14 protein-coding genes and 1 pseudogene are annotated in these 16,564 nt (G+C 65.6%); 5 read left to right on the top strand and 10 right to left on the bottom strand.

The annotated features are described in order from the left end of the window. Positions 1-4: 4 nt before the first annotated feature. Together hutU and M1D32_RS02815 are read right to left on the bottom strand one after the other, a co-directional pair. Entirely contained in the window at positions 5-1,723 is a 1,719-nt protein-coding gene (gene hutU, locus M1D32_RS02820) for a urocanate hydratase (protein ID WP_458780850.1), read from the bottom strand. A gap of 203 nt (positions 1,724-1,926) precedes the next feature. Continuing rightward, positions 1,927-2,757: an IclR family transcriptional regulator gene (locus tag M1D32_RS02815; RefSeq protein ID WP_458780849.1), complete on the bottom strand. Its 831-nt coding sequence runs from the start codon at positions 2,755-2,757 to the stop codon at positions 1,927-1,929. Between the two features lie 222 nt (positions 2,758-2,979). On the opposite strand from M1D32_RS02815, the pseudogene M1D32_RS02810 reads away from it, so the two are divergent. After that, a pseudogene (locus M1D32_RS02810) lies at positions 2,980-3,402 on the top strand (DinB family protein); the annotation flags it as partial. Here the strand turns inward: M1D32_RS02810 and M1D32_RS02805 are convergent. Further along, positions 3,384-5,243 carry an HNH endonuclease signature motif containing protein gene (locus M1D32_RS02805; protein WP_458780848.1) on the bottom strand — a complete coding sequence of 620 codons (1,860 nt, stop codon included), beginning with the start codon at positions 5,241-5,243 and terminating at the stop codon, positions 3,384-3,386. The pseudogene M1D32_RS02810 and the gene M1D32_RS02805 overlap by 19 nt on opposite strands. A 93-nt stretch (positions 5,244-5,336) precedes the next feature. Further along, the gene (locus M1D32_RS02800; protein ID WP_458780847.1) at positions 5,337-6,308 is read right to left on the bottom strand and encodes an NAD(P)-dependent alcohol dehydrogenase; all 972 of its coding nucleotides are present in this window, start codon (positions 6,306-6,308) and stop codon (positions 5,337-5,339) included. Positions 6,309-6,574: 266 nt separating this feature from the next. On the opposite strand from M1D32_RS02800, the gene M1D32_RS02795 reads away from it, so the two are divergent. Further along, the gene (locus tag M1D32_RS02795) at positions 6,575-8,068 is read left to right on the top strand and encodes an amino acid permease (protein ID WP_458780846.1); all 1,494 of its coding nucleotides are present in this window, start codon (positions 6,575-6,577) and stop codon (positions 8,066-8,068) included. A gap of 114 nt (positions 8,069-8,182) precedes the next feature. On the opposite strand, the gene M1D32_RS02790 is transcribed toward M1D32_RS02795, so the two are convergent. After that, the gene (locus M1D32_RS02790; protein ID WP_458780845.1) at positions 8,183-9,046 is read right to left on the bottom strand and encodes an SDR family oxidoreductase; all 864 of its coding nucleotides are present in this window, start codon (positions 9,044-9,046) and stop codon (positions 8,183-8,185) included. Between the two features lie 96 nt (positions 9,047-9,142). Here M1D32_RS02790 and M1D32_RS02785 point away from each other — a divergent pair, with 96 nt between their 5' ends. Together M1D32_RS02785 and M1D32_RS02780 are read left to right on the top strand one after the other, a co-directional pair. Further along, positions 9,143-9,535: a winged helix-turn-helix transcriptional regulator gene (locus M1D32_RS02785; protein ID WP_458780844.1), complete on the top strand. Its 393-nt coding sequence runs from the start codon at positions 9,143-9,145 to the stop codon at positions 9,533-9,535. 232 nt (positions 9,536-9,767) lie between these two features. Continuing rightward, the gene (locus tag M1D32_RS02780) at positions 9,768-10,031 is read left to right on the top strand and encodes a hypothetical protein (protein ID WP_458780843.1); all 264 of its coding nucleotides are present in this window, start codon (positions 9,768-9,770) and stop codon (positions 10,029-10,031) included. A gap of 1 nt (position 10,032) precedes the next feature. On the opposite strand, the gene M1D32_RS02775 is transcribed toward M1D32_RS02780, so the two are convergent. Further along, positions 10,033-10,782, bottom strand: a complete 750-nt coding sequence (locus tag M1D32_RS02775; RefSeq protein WP_256249421.1) for a 3-hydroxybutyrate dehydrogenase — start codon at positions 10,780-10,782, stop codon at positions 10,033-10,035. A gap of 94 nt (positions 10,783-10,876) precedes the next feature. On the opposite strand from M1D32_RS02775, the gene M1D32_RS02770 reads away from it, so the two are divergent. Next, on the top strand, positions 10,877-11,782 hold the full coding sequence (locus M1D32_RS02770; RefSeq protein WP_458780842.1) for a LysR family transcriptional regulator: 906 nt from the start codon (positions 10,877-10,879) through the stop codon (positions 11,780-11,782). A gap of 1 nt (position 11,783) precedes the next feature. Here M1D32_RS02770 and M1D32_RS02765 read toward each other — a convergent pair whose 3' ends face one another. The 4 genes from M1D32_RS02765 to M1D32_RS02750 all read right to left on the bottom strand — a co-directional run bounded on the left by M1D32_RS02765 (position 11,784) and on the right by M1D32_RS02750 (position 16,559). Beyond that, on the bottom strand, positions 11,784-12,692 hold the full coding sequence (locus tag M1D32_RS02765) for a spermidine synthase (protein WP_458780841.1): 909 nt from the start codon (positions 12,690-12,692) through the stop codon (positions 11,784-11,786). 67 nt (positions 12,693-12,759) lie between these two features. After that, a complete protein-coding gene (gene rfaE2, locus M1D32_RS02760) occupies positions 12,760-14,304 on the bottom strand; it encodes a D-glycero-beta-D-manno-heptose 1-phosphate adenylyltransferase (protein WP_458782265.1) in 1,545 nt (514 codons plus the stop codon). A 50-nt stretch (positions 14,305-14,354) separates the two neighbouring features. Next, positions 14,355-15,815: an aldehyde dehydrogenase family protein gene (locus tag M1D32_RS02755; protein ID WP_458780840.1), complete on the bottom strand. Its 1,461-nt coding sequence runs from the start codon at positions 15,813-15,815 to the stop codon at positions 14,355-14,357. A gap of 42 nt (positions 15,816-15,857) precedes the next feature. Further along, on the bottom strand, positions 15,858-16,559 hold the full coding sequence (locus tag M1D32_RS02750) for an SDR family oxidoreductase (protein WP_163164856.1): 702 nt from the start codon (positions 16,557-16,559) through the stop codon (positions 15,858-15,860). Positions 16,560-16,564: the final 5 nt, after the last annotated feature.

The following is a 16,564-nucleotide window of genomic DNA, read 5'->3' as shown; positions in this document are numbered from 1 at the left end:
GTTCCTACTTCTTTGCTTCTGCGGAATCTGCTGATTCCTTCATGGGAAGGCGGACGCCGCGTTCCTTGGCGACGTCCAGGGCGCGGTCATACCCGGCGTCGGCGTGGCGGATGACGCCCATGCCGGGATCGTTGGTCAGGAGGCGCTCGAGCTTCTGGGCGGCGAGGTCGGTGCCGTCGGCGACGGAGACCTGGCCGGCATGGATGGAGCGGCCGATGCCCACGCCGCCGCCGTGGTGCAGCGACACCCAGGTGGCGCCGGAGGCGGTGTTGAGCAGGGCGTTGAGCATGGGCCAGTCGGCGATCGCGTCGGAGCCGTCGGCCATGGCCTCGGTTTCCCGGTACGGGGAGGCAACGGAACCGGAGTCCAGGTGGTCGCGGCCGATCACGATGGGCGCTTTGACCTTGTTTTCCTTGACGAGCTGATTGAAGAGGAGCCCGGCCTTGGCGCGCTCGCCGTAGCCCAGCCAGCAGATCCGTGCCGGCAGTCCTTCGAATTCGACCCGTTCCTGCGCGGCGTCGATCCAGCGGTGCAGGTGCTTGTTCTCAGGGAACAGTTCCTTGATGGCCTCGTCGGTGACGCGGATGTCTTCGGGGTCTCCGGAGAGCGCAACCCAGCGGAACGGGCCCAGACCCTCGCAGAACAGCGGGCGGATGTAGGCGGGGACGAAGCCGGGGAACTCGAAGGCACGCGTGTAGCCGCCCTTGCGGGCCTCGTCACGGATGGAGTTGCCGTAGTCGAAGACCTCGGCGCCGGCGTCCTGGAATTCGACCATCGCCTGGACGTGCCGTGCCATCGAGGCCTGGGCCTTTTTGGTGAAGCCTTCGGGGTCGGCTTCAGCTTCGCGATGCCACTCCTCCACCCCGATGCCCTCCGGCAGGTAGGACAGCGGATCGTGCGCGGAGGTCTGGTCGGTGACGATGTCCACCGTGAACTCCCCGGCCTTGTGGCGGCGCAGGATTTCGGGGAACACCTCTGCGGCGTTGCCCACGTAGCCCACGGACCAGCCGCGGCGCTCTTCCTTGGCCTTGAGCACCTTGGCAATGGCGGCGTCGAGATCTGTTTCCACTTCGTCGAGGTAGCGCTTGCCGGCGCGGCGCCGCAGGCGGGTTTCGTCGACGTCGACAATCAGGCAGGCGCCGTCGTTCAGGGTAACGGCCAGCGGCTGGGCGCCGCCCATGCCACCGCAGCCGCCGGTGAGGGTCAGGGTGCCGGCCAAGGTGCCGTTTTCGTCACCCGTCAGTTTGCGGGCGATGGCGGCGAACGTCTCGAAAGTGCCCTGCAGGATGCCCTGGGTGCCAATGTAGATCCAGGAACCGGCGGTCATCTGGCCGTACATCATCAGGCCCTCGGCCTCGAGCCGGCGGAATTCGGGCCAGTTGGCCCAGTCGCCCACCAGGTTGGAGTTCGCCAGCAGAACCCGGGGCGCCCATTCGTTGGTGCGGAACACACCCACCGGCTTGCCTGACTGGACCAGGAGGGTCTCGTCCTTTTCCATGGTTTCCAGGGTGCGGGTGATAGCGTCGAACGCTGCCCAGGACCGGACGGCGCGGCCGGTGCCGCCATAGACCACCAGGTCATCCGGGCGCTCGGCCACCTCGGGGTCCAGGTTGTTCATGAGCATGCGCAGCGGGGCTTCCGTCTGCCAGCTTTTGGCGGTGAGCTCGGTGCCGCGGGCTGCTTTGACCGGGCGGGCACCGGTGGTGAAATCGGCGGGTGCCATGGTGGCTCCTTTTCATCTGGTGTCTGTGGTTTGAAAGAGGTTCTGTATCAACTAAAGCCCTTGGCAGGCGGGCTTTATAGGGGTTTCCGGGGCATGGTGTCCGGCATTCCAGACGCTTGCTCCTTGTGACTGCGTGGCCACCTATGGGTGCCAAGCTGTAACCAAGGGGAGCCGTTGCCAACAGGGCAGTTTGTGGGTGGGAGTTACTTTCCGGGGCGGCCGTGAAGCCGGACGGACAGTTCGTCCGCAACTTTTTGGACCCGCCCAGCCAGCACAGGCCATTCCTGGGCAGACAATTTGTCTTCGAGGAAGGTCACGGCGACTGCCGCCGTCGGCCATCCCAGATGGTCCGTCACGGCGGCGGCGATGGAGCCGAAGCCAGGTGTGACCTCACCGTGTTCGGTGGCGTAGCCGCGCTGCCTCACCTGGTCCAGGTGCGAAGACAATGCCGAGTACTTCATGATGGCGCCCTCCACCTCGTGGCGGGCGGTGAAAGCCGCAGCGTTAGGGTACAGCGCCCGGACCTGCGACTTCGGCAGAGCCGCGAGGATGGCCCGCCCGCTGGCGGTGAGGTGGCTCGGAAGCCGGACGCCGACGTCGGTTACCAGGGACGGGCGGTTTTTGGCCCGCTCCTCCACGATGTAGAGCACATCCCGGCCGTGCAGCACCGCCAGGTGTGCACTTTCGCCAAGGGCATCCACGAGGGAAGCCAGCAGTGGCCTGCCCAGCCGGGACAGCGGCTCTTGGCGGGAGTATGCGGAACTCAGCTCGAAAGCGCTGATGCCGAGCCCGTACCGTTGCTCCTCATGGAGATGGAGGACAAAGCCGTTTGCCTCCATGACGCCCAGCAGGTGGTAAACACTGGACCGGGGCAGGCCAAGGGATGACGCAATTTGTGACGCCGCCATTGGCCCCCGCTTGGAGGCCAGCAGTTTCAGAATGCGCAGCGTGTTCTCGGCAGCGGGGACCTTCGACGCCACCTTTGATGCCGCCTTCGGTCCGCTGACCGCCTGCGGCCTCGCTTCTGTAGCCAACACCGGACTCTCTCCTTCGCTCCTCGCGGGATTTCCCCTTGCTATCCGGGATCCCGTACTTAAAGCATGCGCCCCCACTGCTCCTTGCCTACCGTCCCTAGCAATCCTGCCGTCTGGAATGCCAGACATGGGCGAGAGAGGGTGAGCTGGGCAGGCGCCGAGGCCGGGTTGCGACGGGCCATTCGTGGAGTGCAGGGCAGCTGACAAAAACGTTCGTTGGGTATGCTCCCCGCTATGGACGAAAAAGAGACACTGCATCACTATCTCCGCGTCAGGCGGGACAATCTCCTGGGCAAGCTGGATGGCCTAAGCGAATACGACGTGCGACGTCCGCTGACTCCTACCGGCACCAATCTGCTGGGCCTGGTCAAGCATGTGGCAAGCGTTGAGCTCGGCTACTTCGGTGAGGTTTTCGGCCGGCCGAGCGGACGGCACCTCCCTTGGCTGGATGACGAGGCAAGCCCCGACGCCGATATGTGGGTGAGACCGGATGAATCCAGGGACTTCATCGTTGAACTGCACCGGTTTGCCGCTGCCCACAGCGATGCGACCATCGGGGCACTGCCACTGGATGCTCCAGGTGTAGTGCCGTGGTGGGCAGAGGAGAGGCGCCACGTCACCCTGCATCAGATTCTGGTCCATATGGTGGCAGAGCGGACGCAACACCTGGGCCACGCCGACATCCTGCGCGAACTCATCGACGGGAGCGCCGGCCAGCGACCCGGAGATCCCAACCTCACTGTCCGCAGCGCGGAAGAATGGCAGGCACACTGCGCCTCCATCGAAGCTGCGGCCCGAACTGCATCCAGCAATGGATGACTTGCCTTGGACGAGAACACGCACGCCGGGAATACCGCAGGCGGCTTCAAACGCGGAGGTCTGATTCCCACGTCAAGAACAGCTCCCAGTCCGGGAACGGGTCCTTGGGGCAGTTCGTCTTGGCCAGGGTCCTCCGGCACATCGAAATCCGGCAGGTCAAGGTCTTCCGGCGGGTCCACGTCTTCCAATTGGTCCACATCTTCCGGCGGGTCCGCGTCTTCAGGTAGGGCAAAGTACCCAGGCAGGTACAGGTCCGAGGACTCCGAGTCACCCTGCAAGGAGGCAACCCAGAGTTCCTCAATCCATGTCGGCCAGTGGGGTGGTTCCCAGTCCGGGTGTTCGCTTTTGTAGTGCCTCCCGGCGGGTGAGATCCAGCCGGGTGGTTCGTTTTGGGTGGCTGGTGTGGGTTGCCAGCCGCCGGTGTGCCGGAGTTTGTGGTGCTTGGGGCAGGGTTGGCCGAGGTTACTGATGCCGGTGGTGCCGCCTTGGTGCCAGGCGAGGAGGTGGTCCGCTTCGTTGTCCAGGGCGTTGTTGCTGCAGCCAGGGAACGGACATTTGCCGTCCCTGAGCCGCAACCAGTTCCGCATGGCCTTGGTCAGCCGGTAGCTGGTGCGGCCGATCTCCAGCGGCGCCCCGTCCCGCGGATCCACCAGCACCCGATAAAACGAATTCGCACCGTCAGCGACCAGGACTCGTGCCATCGAGGGCGGGATCGGGCCGAACCCGTCCAGCATCGCCGGCTCATCCGTCAGACCCATGAGTGAGAACACCGGCACGGTGACCAGGACCTGAGCCCGGGGTGAGGGGAGCTCGGCGGTCGTGCCGCCCAGAAGCCAGCCCGCAGCCACATCCGCCCGGAGCTGGGTCAGGGTGCGGGGCTCATCCGGTCCCTGCATACCCCGCGCTGCTGCGGTGAGCCGGTCCCAGATCGCGGAGGCCTGGTCCGCGGGCAGGCACGCGGCCACCCAGCCCATCCCGTCAGTGTCCCGCCAGAACTCGACCCGCCGGTCCGCCACACTTTTGGCATGCCGGGCCTCCAGGCTCTCCGGGTGATGGCGTTCCCGCCAGGTCCTGGCCTTGGCTTTGAACCGGTACGCCGGCAGCTCCCCGACCGGGCACCCCCGGGCGGGGTTCGGTGCCGCCGGGTCCAGGAAGTGCGCCTCCAAAGCAGCGGCCCCTTTACGGTCAAGGCTCGCGGTCTGGTCCACCATGGTCCGGGCGTGCGCCCAGGAAATCGTCCCGGTCTGCAGTGCCGCCAGGGTACGCGGCAGGGACGTGGTAAGGGCATGGGAGTCGGCGAGCAGGGCACCGGCGGCCCGGTCACCGACCGCCAGCACACACCCGACCTCGGCGACCAGGCTACGCTCCTGCGCCGTCGCCTCATACGGTGACCGCGCCGGAGCGTTCAGCGCTTTCGTGGCCCCTGCGAACACCGCCACCGCCTGCACCTTCAGGGCCGCCAGTTTCGCTTCCGACCGTGCCACCGCTGCAAGGACATCCAAAGCCCCATCCGCAACCCGCTGCAACGGATCATCAGACTGAGCCACGCCCCCATGGTCAGCGGCACCGGAAACAGCCGCATCACCGCCAGCGAGCACCGCAGCATACGCAGCGACAGAAGCGTCAACAGCTTCCTCCGCCTGCACCACTGCCGCGTTCGTTTCCATTTGCACAGCATTTCAGAGGGGTATGACATTCTCAGACGGCAAAGCCTGTAGCAAGTCGGGCATGAGCACAAGGCTGCACAAGCGAGCCCTCACTCAGATCCTGACGACAACCTTGCCGCGGCTTCGCCCTTCGTGCAGGTACCTAATAGCCCCAGGCGCGTCAGCCAGTGGGAAGACCCTATCAACGGCGGGCTTTACGCTGCCGGCCTCGATCAGCGGTGTGAGGGCCTCCAGATCCAGGTATGTTTCCTTCGAAACAAGCCCCTTGAATTTCTGTTTCGAGAACAGTGAAGCAAACGGTGCGCCAAGGGACCGTTCAAAGCCGCCGGTCAGCTTGCCGCCCCCTTCGCCTCCCACGATCACCAACGTGCCCTTCGGCGCCAGAGCAAGGCGCAGGACGGACAGCGGGCGGTTGCCGGCCATGTCCAGGATGACGTCATACCGCACCCCGGACCCGGCAATATCGGACTTGGTGTAATCGATGACTGCATCAGCGCCAAGGGACCGCACGAGCTCCACCTTGCCGGTACTGCAAACTCCCGTGACCTCTGCTCCAAAAGCCTTGGCCAGTTGAACCGCAAAGGAGCCAACTCCCCCGCCAGCTCCTATGATGAGCACCTTCTGGCCCACAGTGACCTCGCCCGCATCCCGGACAGCTTGTAGGGCGGTGACAGCGGAAATGGGCGCCGCGGCCGCTTCCTCAAACGAAAGGTTCGCGGGCTTCCGGGCCACCTTGCCCTCCTTCGCGCAGACGTACTCCGCGAAGGAGCCGTCGCACGTTCCATAGACCTCGTCTCCAGCCGAGAGGCGGGTTACCCCGGCGCCCACGGCCTCCACAATGCCCGCGACCTCCCGGCCGCGCACAGGAACCTTGGGCCTCTTCAAGCCGTAACCGAAGAGCCGGACCAGATACGGCAGCCCGGTCATCAGGTGCCAGACGCCATAGTCAACGCCTGCCGCCCTCACGCGGATGAGTACCTCACCGTCGCGGGGCACTGGCGCGGCGATTTCCCGCATCTCGAGTACGTCGGCCGATCCATAAACGTCCTGCACGATAGCTTTCATGGTCAATCTCCTTCAGGCTGCGGGTACTTGAACGCGTCCTCAAGCAGTTCCCGTCCGGCGTCATGCGCCGGGCTCAACAGCGGGCCCCTCAAACTAAGGAAAATGCGGCCATCGAGTCAAGGGTTGTACGCCGCTGAACCGGAAAAGCATGAAACAGCACGTCGTCTGAGATCGAAGACACCAACGGCCCGTGAGACTGATCACGTCGGTTCAGAAAGTGGTCTGCTGGTTAGCGGCTCCCCTCCCAAAGACGAGAAGGTATTTGTATGCAACCAGCACCCAGCCCTACCCGGACCAAAAGTCCGGCCGGAAAACAGGCGCCCCCAGCCGCCGTCGGAAGCGTCCTCAACCGCGGACTGAACGTGCGCCACATCCGGTTCATGGCCCTGGGTTCGGCGATCGGCACAGGCCTCTTCTATGGTTCCGCCTCGGCAATCCAAAAAGCCGGACCGGCCGTCCTGCTGGCTTACATCATTGGCGGCGCGGCAGTGTTCATGGTGATGCGGGCCTTGGGCGAAATGGCAGTCCGGCATCCCGTCTCCGGTTCCTTCGGCCAGTATGCGAGCCGCTATCTTGGTCCCCTCGCAGGCTTTGTCACCGGCTGGACCTACGTCTTCGAAATGGCCATCGTCGCCATCGCGGACGTTACAGCGTTCAGTATCTACATGGGCTTCTGGTTCCCGCAGGTCGAGCGCTGGGTCTGGATCCTGGCGATCATTTTCTTCCTCGCCGGCTTGAACCTCCTCAGCGTCAAAGTCTTCGGCGAGCTGGAGTTCTGGTTCTCGCTGATCAAGGTGGTGGCCATCATCGCTATGATCGCCGGCGGCGCAGCCATCATTGCATTCGGCTTCCAGGCCGGCGGCTCAACGGTTGCCCCAGGCCTTGGCAACCTCGTGGACCATGGCGGCTTCTTCCCGTTCGGCTTTGAAGGCCTGCTGGCATCCTTCGCGGTGGTGATGTTCGCCTTCGGCGGTATCGAGACGCTGGGCATCACGGCAGGCGAGGCCGCAAACCCGAAGAAGGTCATCCCCAAGGCAGTCAATACCGTCCCGGTGCGCGTCCTGCTGTTCTATGTCCTGACGCTGGGAGTACTCATGAGCCTCTTCCCATGGGATGAAATCGGCAGCAACGGCAGCCCTTTCGTGCAGATCTTCAGCGGGCTTGGCATCCCGGCAGCACCGCACATCCTGAACGCCGTGGTGATCACAGCGGCCCTCTCCGCCATCAACAGCGATATCTTCGGCGCTGGCCGCATCCTCTTCGGGCTCTCCCGGCAAGGCCACGCGCCCGCCGCCTTCGCCAAGGTTTCCCGGCATGGAGTGCCCTGGATGACGGTAGTTATGATGGCCGGGATCCTCCTTGTGGGAGTCATCCTGAACGCCGTAATTCCCGAAAACGTCTTCATCCTCATCTCCTCGATCGCCACGTTTGCCACCGTCTGGGTGTGGGTCATGATCCTGGCCTCGCATGTGGCCATGAAGCGGGAAATTGCCCGCACCGGCCTGTCGGCGTCGGAGTTCCCGTCACCGTTGTGGCCCGCGGCGTCGCTTCTCACCATTGCCTTTATGGCTCTCGTGATTGCCGTCCTGGGTGCTTTCGAGGACACCCGGATCGCGCTCTATGTGGGCGGCGCCTGGCTGGCGCTCCTGGTCCTTGCCTACCGCCTGTGGGTCAAGGGTGACGGACGACGACGTGCCGACCTCGTGGACGAGACCTCACCATTGCCGGTGGTCACCGCAGCCCCGGCAGCAACTAAGTAACTGGACTCCCGTTTGCCGGATCGCCCCGCCGGATTTCTGCCATGGAGCAAACGGCGGGGTGATCATGATCGGCCTTGGCGGGGCCTTGGCGCTCACCGGCACCAAGTCTGGCTGCTATGCGGTGGCAGCGGCCGAACGAACAGCTTCTTCCAGCGAAGTGGCCGGGCGCCCAATCAGCTTTCGCAGGTCGCCGGAGCTCACCAGGAGGTCACCGCGGGCGATGCCCAGGTCGGAGTCGGCGAGGATTTCCGCGAATGCCTCCGGCACTCCGAAGCCGGTCAACATCCCGGCGTATTCCTGCGGCGGGAGGTCCTGGTAGGAGACGTGCGTTCCTGCTGTCTTGCTGATCTCGGCCGCAAGCTCAGCCATGGTGAACGGTTCATCGCCGCCCAGTTCGTAAATCCTGCCGGCCTGTTCGTCGGCAACCAGCACTGCAGCGGCCGCGTGGGCGTAGTCTGCGCGCGAAGCTGCGCTGACGCGCCCCTCCCCCGCGCTGCCTGCGATGGCACCCTGCGCGAGCGTCCCGGGCAGCTGGTCCGTGTAGTTTTCGAGGTACCAGCCATTGCGCAGCAGGACGAAGGGAACGCCGGATTCCTGCAGGATGGCCTCGGTTGCCTGGTGCTCGGCTGCCAGCTTCATCCCGGTGGTGTCCGCGTTCGCGATGCTGGTGTAGGCCACCAGTTCAACACCCTCGGCCTTCGCCGCGTCAATGACGGTCCGGTGCTGCTCCACCCGCTGGCCCACCTCGCTGCCCGAGATCAGGAGCACCTTGCTGGCGTCCTTCAAAGCCTCCGCTACGGAGGTTGCATCGGCGTAGTCCATTCTCCTGACCTGGACGCCCCGTGCGGCGAGGTCTGTGATCTTTTCGACCGAACGGCCCGCGGCCACGATCTCCCCGGCGGGAACTTTCCGCTCCAGCAGGGCCTCGACGACGTGGCGGCCCAACTGGCCGGTTGCTCCGGTGATAACGATGGTCATAATTTTCCTTCCGTTCGGGTCTGTCATGGAGCACAACCAACCCCTATCCCGATTACTTCCCGAAAGAGAGTACGCACTTTCAGGTAAGGTACTGACATGAAAGTTAGTGAGCAGGAGCCTGCCGCCCACGCAGCACCCCTACCGGCTGCCCTTGCTGACGGCGTCTTCCCGGCCGGTTGCCCCAGCCGAACGGTCCTTGACCACATCACCAGCAAGTGGGGCGTCCTGATCCTGCTGGCCCTGTCCGAGGGCGAGCAACGCTGGAGCGATCTGCGACGGCGGGCCGAGGGCATCAGCGAGAAAATGCTGGCCCAGACCCTCAAGACCCTGGAGCGTGATGGCCTGGTGACGAGGACGGCCCAGCCCGTTATTCCGCCGCGGGTGGATTACAGCCTCTCCGAACGTGGCTACGAACTGAGCGCCCTGCTCATTCCGCTGGTGGCGTGGGCCTTCGAGAACGCTGACGACATCATCAACGGGCAGCCGTGACCAATAAATCCGAACTGGTCGAAGGCTTACCCGACGCTTCCGAGTACCCGCTTTGGAACGAGTATTAGCGCTTCCAAAAAACGAGTACTTGTTACTGGTGTGACTGATGTGAATAGCGCATAGCTTTGGCACAAGGTGCCAGCCGGAATGGGAGGGCCGCCCTCCGCTGGGAGCGTTCCGGTTTACCTGCACCGCCAGTAGGCGGCTCGCCGCCCGCAAGGAGTTGGTACGCATGGTGAAACCTCTTGTCCAGGACCTGTCGAGCATGGGACAGCCTGTAACCTTGGCCTCCGTGGCGGCCCAAGCGTGGAGCCGCGTCGTGAAGCCCTTCGCCCCACGGTCCCCCTACAGGATCGGTGACGCCGTGACGGCGGACGATCCCTTCAAGGGCCGCCGCGAGGGGGTGGTGGTGTTCCTGCAAGGCCTGTCCGCGGGAGTGGACACCGCCGAAGGCGTCTTCTTCTATGACCACCGGCAGCTCAAGAAGCTGGACTGAACTACCGCGCCGACCAGCCGCCGTCCATGGTGTAGCTGGCTCCGGTCACCATGCCGGCGTGGTCCGAGGCCAACCAGGCGACCAGGGAAGCGACTTCCTCAGGCTCCACCAGCCGCTTGATGGCCGACTCGGTGAGCATGACCTTGGCCAGTACCTCGGACTCCGGGATGCCGTGCACCTGGGCCTGGTCCGCGAGCTGCTTCTCCACCAGGGGCGTGCGCACATATCCGGGGTTGATGCAGTTGGAGGTCACGCCGTGGTCCCCGCCTTCGAGCGCTGTGACCTTGCTCAGCCCTTCCAGGCCGTGCTTTGCCGAAACATAGGCGCTCTTGAACGGCGAGGCCCGGATACCATGCACGGAGGACAGGTTGATGATCCGGCCGAACCCGCTGGTGTACATGTGCGGCAGCGCAGCCCGGATCAGCAGGAACGGCGCCTCCAGCATCAAGGCGATGATCCGGCGGAATTCCACCGGATCGAATTCCTCGATGGGGCTGATGCGCTGGATCCCGGCGTTGTTCACCAGGATGTCGCAGTCCAAACTCAGGGTGGCGAGCGAGTCCACGTCCAGCAGGTCAACAGCCCAGGACGTGCCACCCACCTCGTCAGCGAGCTCTGCGGCGCCGGCGGCGTCGACGTCGGCCACCACCACTTTCGCTCCACGTGCAGCCAGTTCCCGGACGCACGCGGCGCCGATCCCGCTGGCACCGCCGGTGACAAGTGCTTTGCGGCCATTCAAAGTGTTTTCCATAGCAATCCCCTCGGGTGTTTCCCACTGAGTATTACTGCACAGACATGCACCTTCAATGACTAATCCAGCACCGGGTGCATGCAGAATTGCAGATATGAAAGCCAACCCCGACGACTTGCTGGTACTCCTCGCGGTTTCCCGGTCCGCCAAATACACAACGGCAGCCCAGGCCTTGGGGCTCAACCACACCACGGTCTCACGCCGGATAGCAGCCTTGGAAAAGGCGCTCGGCGGGCGCGTCCTGGCGCGCGCCACCGGAGGGTGGGAGCTTACTGACCTCGGAGCCCGGGCCGTGCAGGTCGCCGAACAGGTGGAAGCTGTGGTGGGCACGCTGGGGGCGGCCGGGAAGGCACCCGACCCGATTACCGGCGTCGTGCGCATGACGGCGACAGACGGCTTCAGCGCGTACATCGCCGCGCCTGCCGTCGCCCGGCTGCGCCGTGATCACCCCGGGCTGAGCGTAGAGGTAGTGACCATGACCCGGCGGGCATTGCAGCAGCGCTCAGGCCTGGACATTGAAGTAGTGGTGGGCGAACCGCAGGTGCACCGGGCGGAGGCTGTGCGGCTGGGAGACTACATGCTGGGCATGTATGCCTCGCGCGCCTACCTGGCGGAGCACGGCACCCCCGCCACCGTGGCCGACCTCAACGATCACCCGCTGGTGTACTTCGTTGATTCAATGCTGCAGGTGGATGACCTGGATGCGCCGCGCCGCCTGGTACCGGGAATGCGCGATGGCCTCACCTCCACCAACGTGTTTGTCCACGTGGAGGCCACCCGCGCCGGAGCGGGCATCGGTTTCCTGCCCTGCTTTATGGGTGACCTCCACGATGACCTGGTCCGCCTGCTGCCGTCCGAGATCGCCGAGCTGCTGCCGTACTGGATGGTGCTTCGGCCGGACTCAATGCGTCGGCCTGCAGTTGCGGCGGTAGTACACGCCCTGCGGGAACAGATGGCGGAGCACCGGGAGAAGCTGCTGGGAAGCGGTTCGGGTGGATGAGCTAATCGGCGGGCAGGTCGTGACGCATGGGTGATCCTGCCGCAAAGGCCCGCACCTGGGCGTCGTCCCAGAGGTGGGCCGGAACCGCTCCGCCCAGGAGCCGGCGGGCCAGTTGGGGGTCTTCACGGAACGGGGTGTCACTACCCGCCATGACCATGTTTCCGTAGCGGCGGCCCTTCAACATGGCCGGGTCCGCGATGATCATGGTGTGCTTGAAGGCGGCCGCGATGGTGGCGGCGTCCTCCCTGGCGTTTTTCAGGTCCGGCGCATCCCCCGAGTTCACCACGTACAGCCCGTCCGGGGCGAGGACGCGCTTGACGTGCTGGTTGAACTCCGCGGTAGTCAGTGGCCGCGGGGTCAGGGCACCGGCGAAAACGTCCCGGATGATGAAGTCCCGTGTCTCAGCAGTCAGGGTCTCGGTGACCTCGCGGGCCTCCCCCACCCGCAGGCGAAGCAGCGGCGCCTTGGGCAGGTCGAACCAGCCGCGGACGTACTCGGCCAGCTTGCCGTCCAGCTCCACCACCACCTGCCGGGCGTCCGGATAGACAGCGTGGAAGTAGCGGGCCAGCGAGCAGGCGCCGCCGCCGAGATGCAATCCGCGGAGCCTCGGCTTGGTTCCCGCAAGTCCCGACGGCGGCCAGCGGGACTCAATCAGCGCCGCCATCCAACGCATGTACTCGAAGTCCAGGAACAGCGGGTCCGCAAGGTCGATGTGGGAGCTCATCACACCGTTGATCTTCAGGAGCCAGCCGGTGGAGTTGTCCTGGTCCGCGATCAGCTCGCAGTCCCCGGTGTCGATGTAATAGACGCCTTCAACAGGCCCGCTGAGCCGGGCTCCAGCGGGAACCTCCACCACTCCTGCCACCGGGCGCAGGCCGTTCCGTCCCCCTGACCTTCCGCGTTTTGCCATTATTTGTGCCGCGTTTCAGTCATGCTTCAACCCTAATTGGTTTCAGCAGCACCCGCCCTGGCGCGCTTCAGCTGCCAGGCACCGCCCCTTCGCCCTCCCGGATCCGCTTCACCACAGCAGTGGTGGAGCGTTCTGCTACGTAGTCCAGGATGGCCACCCGGCCGCCGTACTCCTCCACGGCCGGCGTCTCGGCGAGCATTTCCGGGGTGTAGTCCCCGCCCTTGGCGTAAACCTCGGGCCGGAGCTGCGCTATGAGCGGGGCCGCAGTGGGGGTGTCGAAGACGGTCACATAGTCCACGCAGCTCAGCGCCGCCACCACCGCGGCGCGGTCCGCCACCCCGTTGATGGGCCGGCCCGCACCCTTGAGCTTGCGCACGGAGTCATCGCTGTTCAACGCCACCACCAGCACGTCCCCCAGCTGTTTCGCCTGGTTGAGGTAGCGGGTGTGGCCGCTGTGCAGCACGTCGAAGCAGCCGTTGGTCAGCACGATGCGCTGGTCCTGGGCCCGGTGCAGCTCCAGTTGCCGTTGCAGTTCGTCCGCACCCAGTGCAGTGTCGGCAAAGGCCTTCAAGTACCGGCTGAGCTGGCCTGTACTGCAGACGGACGTGCCGGGCTGGTGCACCACCACATCCGCGGCCGACTGTGCGAGGTCCAGGCTTGCGGTCAACGGCAGCCCGGCGGAGCGGGCCAGCGTCAGCGCCGCCACGAACGTATCGCCGGCGCCCGAGGCCTGCTTTTCCGCCGCGGGGCGGGCCCACGTACGGTGCGTCACGCCGTCGGGCCTTAGCAGGACGGTGCCGTCACGGTCGAGGGTGACCACCACCGCCCCGGCGCCCGTGGCTTCCAGGAGGGCATCGGCGTGCCTGCTCACCTCGGCCACCCTGTCCTGGCCGTCGGGAAGCCGCAGGTCCAGCATGCGCGCGGTTTCCTGCGCATTCGGCGTTACCAGGTCCGGGCGGAGCGGCGCCCAAGGCCGGGGGTCGTGTGAATCGACCACCAGCAGCGGACGGTCCCCGCCGGCAGCCGGGCCGGCAAGCGCGTCCACCAGGCTGGCCCGGACCGGATCGGCCAGCACCCCGTTGCCGTAATCGCAGACCAGTACGGCGTCCTGCTGGTCGACAGCGGCACGCACGGAAGCAGCCAGCGCGGCCAGCGCCTCGGCCGGCACCGCCTTGGCGGAGTCGTCGATGCGGAGCATCACCTGCCCCCCGCTGCTGATGCGGATCTTGGTGGTGGTCACCATGTCCGGGTGGCTGTGCAGGTGGGTGACATCAATGCCTGCGGCCACCAGCTGGCTCCGGAGATCCGCACCGGCGTCGTCGGTTCCAATGATGCCTGCCACCGATACCCGGGCACCGAGGGCAGCCAGGTTCATGGCGGTATTGGCGGCTCCGCCGGGAACGGACTCCCGGGTCTGCACGTCCACCACCGGGGCGGGGGCTTCCCGGCAAAGCCGTTCAATGCTGCCGCTCCACCAGCCGTCCAGCATCAGGTCGCCGATCACCAGGATCGCCGGCTCCTCTGCGGCCAACCGTCCCGGCAGCCATTCGGACAGCGCTCGCTGGCTGGAGAGGTCCACGTCCTGAGGTTCCACCGGGAGCTGGGCCGGCATAGCTGCAGGCATGCCGGCAGGTTCGTCGGGCAGGTTATCTGGAGACAGACTCATGACTCGTCCTGCTGTTCAGCCACGGATTCCGCGTCCGCCGCCGGTTCGTGGCTTGGAGCAGGCGGAGCCGCGATATGCACCACCTTGACCCGGCTGAACTCGTCCAAAAGTTCCGGGCCGTAGCCGAAGCCCGCGCCGCTTTCGCCGCGCGGCTGGGCAGCACCGCCGGGGGCGCCGCCGAATACTTCGTTGATCTTCACCGTTCCGACCGGGAGGGCAGCGACTGCCTGTTGGACGTGGGCGATGTTGTTGCTGAGGACGGTGGCAGCGAGGCCGTACCTGCCGCTGCATGCCAGGCGAAGGCCGTCGTCGAACGATTTCACCACCTGCACGGGAGCAACCGGCCCAAAGGTTTCCTCCGTCATGACCTGCATCCGGTCCTTGCATTCAAGCAGCACCGTGGCGGGGTAGAAGGAGCCCGGTCCGTCAGGGAGGGCGCCGCCCTCGACGGCGTGCGCGCCCTGGCTTATGGCATCGCTCACCTGGGCGTGGACCTCGTCGCGCATCCGCAGGTCCACCAGCGGGGCTACCGTCCCGTTGCTGTTGCGCACTGCTGCTTCGGTTTCCAAGGCTGAGCAGAACTCTGCGGCGATGTCCTCGTGGACGTAGATCCGCTCAACGGCCACGCAGATCTGGCCGCTGTTGCTGAAGGCACCAATCGCCGCCTGCTCGGCCGCCCACAGCGGGTCAACGTCCCGGTCCACCAGCAGCGGATCATTGCCGCCGTTCTCCCGGATGACGTGGGCACCCGTCAGTGCTCCGGCCCTGGCGATCCGGGCGCCGGCCGCACTTGAGCCCACGTGCGCGATGACGTCCACCTCGGACTGGGCCAGGAGTGCACCGACGCCCGCGCCGCCCGAAATTGTCTGGAAAACGCCCGGCGGAAAGGCAGGTGCCAGGACTTCGCCCAGGGCCTCACCCAGACGCGGGCACCGCTCGCTTGGCTTGTGTACCACGGTGTTGCCGGTGGCCAGCGCGGCGCCGATCAGGCCGCATGCCACCGCGACGGGATCGTTCCACGGGGTCAGCAGGACGGCAACGCCGCGGGGCTCGGCCACGGTGTAATCGGAGGCAAGCCGGTTGCCCCGCAGGCTGTGGCCGCGGTGGACGGGACCCAGCTCCGCGTACTGTTCCAGGGTTGAAACCCCTGCGCCGATGCCGGCCAGCGATTCTTCCACCGGCCGGCCGGTTTCGCTGGCGTTGAGTTCCGCGAGCTCCTGGGCCGCCGCAGCAAGCGCTTTGGCAGCAGTACGCAGTGCCGCACCCCGCTCGGCCGGCGCAGTGGAAGCCCAGTCCGCCGCAGCGTTCCGGGCCACCCCTACCGCATGGGACACTGCTTCCGGTTCGGCCTCCGGCACGGTCCATAGGACGTCACCGGTTCGTGGGTTCCGGATGGTGATGCCGTTGCTGTCGGCGGCTTCCGGGCGTGCAGTCGTTTCTGTGGCAATGGTGGGCATGAGATTCCTCCCGTCGAATTCCGGCCTGGTCGTAGGTGCGGTTTAGGGCCAGGAGCCCTCTTCCTCGTGGCAGATCAGCATCTCGCGGACCTCGCATCCGGTTGGCTGGGACAGGGCGAAGAGGATGGCCTGGGCCACGTTGTTCGGGTCATTAAGCCGTGAATCGTCCTGGGGCTTGTACTGCTCGGTGCGGTCGTCGAAGAAACGCGTCTTCATGCCGCCGGGGATCATGGTGGTCACGCCGATTTCCCCGCCGGTTTCAGCGGCGAGCGCATGGCTGAATCCCACTACGCCGAACTTGGATGCGCAGTAAGCGGTGGCATCGGCCACGGCCCGCTTGCCCAGGGTGGAAGCTACGGTCACGACCCGGCCGTGCGAGGACTTGAGGTAGGGCAGGGCCGCGCGCACCACGGATACGGTGCCCATCAGGTTCACGCCGATGACCTTTTCCCATTCAGTGGCCTCGACGTCGGCGAGCTTGCCGCAGCGGTCGATCCCAGCGGCAGTGACCACTGCTTCGAGTCCACCAAGGGATTCGGCGGCTTCGCGGACAGCGGCCTCCACGGCCTGCCGGTCCGAGACGTCCACTTCAAAGGCCTTTACGGCTGACACGTTGCTGATATCGCGGTCCAGGACCACCGGGGTGCCGCCTGCCTTGAGGACGGCGTCCACGACGGCGGCTCCCAATCCGGAGGCTCCTCCGGTCACGAGCACGCGGCCGGGTGTGTTTGATTCTGCAGTCATGGTGT

The sequence above is a fragment of the Arthrobacter sp. D3-16 genome (assembly GCF_054408515.1).
Note: the sequence above shows the minus strand (reverse complement) of the source record. Positions and strands in the feature narration are given on the sequence as shown.

What these genes read in the sequence shown, in the direction of transcription:
- M1D32_RS02780 (WP_458780843.1), top strand. Translation starts at nt 9,768, where the DNA reads ATGGTGAAACCTCTTGTCCAGGACCTGTCGAGCATGGGACAGCCTGTA.
- M1D32_RS02770 (WP_458780842.1), top strand. Translation starts at nt 10,877, where the DNA reads ATGAAAGCCAACCCCGACGACTTGCTGGTACTCCTCGCGGTTTCCCGG.
- M1D32_RS02790 (WP_458780845.1), bottom strand. Translation starts at nt 9,046, where the DNA reads ATGACCATCGTTATCACCGGAGCAACCGGCCAGTTGGGCCGCCACGTC.
- M1D32_RS02805 (WP_458780848.1), bottom strand. Translation starts at nt 5,243, where the DNA reads ATGGAAACGAACGCGGCAGTGGTGCAGGCGGAGGAAGCTGTTGACGCT.
- M1D32_RS02800 (WP_458780847.1), bottom strand. Translation starts at nt 6,308, where the DNA reads ATGAAAGCTATCGTGCAGGACGTTTATGGATCGGCCGACGTACTCGAG.
- M1D32_RS02775 (WP_256249421.1), bottom strand. Translation starts at nt 10,782, where the DNA reads ATGGAAAACACTTTGAATGGCCGCAAAGCACTTGTCACCGGCGGTGCC.
- M1D32_RS02765 (WP_458780841.1), bottom strand. Translation starts at nt 12,692, where the DNA reads ATGGCAAAACGCGGAAGGTCAGGGGGACGGAACGGCCTGCGCCCGGTG.
- M1D32_RS02755 (WP_458780840.1), bottom strand. Translation starts at nt 15,815, where the DNA reads ATGCCCACCATTGCCACAGAAACGACTGCACGCCCGGAAGCCGCCGAC.
- M1D32_RS02785 (WP_458780844.1), top strand. Translation starts at nt 9,143, where the DNA reads ATGAAAGTTAGTGAGCAGGAGCCTGCCGCCCACGCAGCACCCCTACCG.
- M1D32_RS02795 (WP_458780846.1), top strand. Translation starts at nt 6,575, where the DNA reads ATGCAACCAGCACCCAGCCCTACCCGGACCAAAAGTCCGGCCGGAAAA.
- hutU (WP_458780850.1), bottom strand. Translation starts at nt 1,723, where the DNA reads ATGGCACCCGCCGATTTCACCACCGGTGCCCGCCCGGTCAAAGCAGCC.
- M1D32_RS02750 (WP_163164856.1), bottom strand. Translation starts at nt 16,559, where the DNA reads ATGACTGCAGAATCAAACACACCCGGCCGCGTGCTCGTGACCGGAGGA.
- rfaE2 (WP_458782265.1), bottom strand. Translation starts at nt 14,304, where the DNA reads ATGCCGGCCCAGCTCCCGGTGGAACCTCAGGACGTGGACCTCTCCAGC.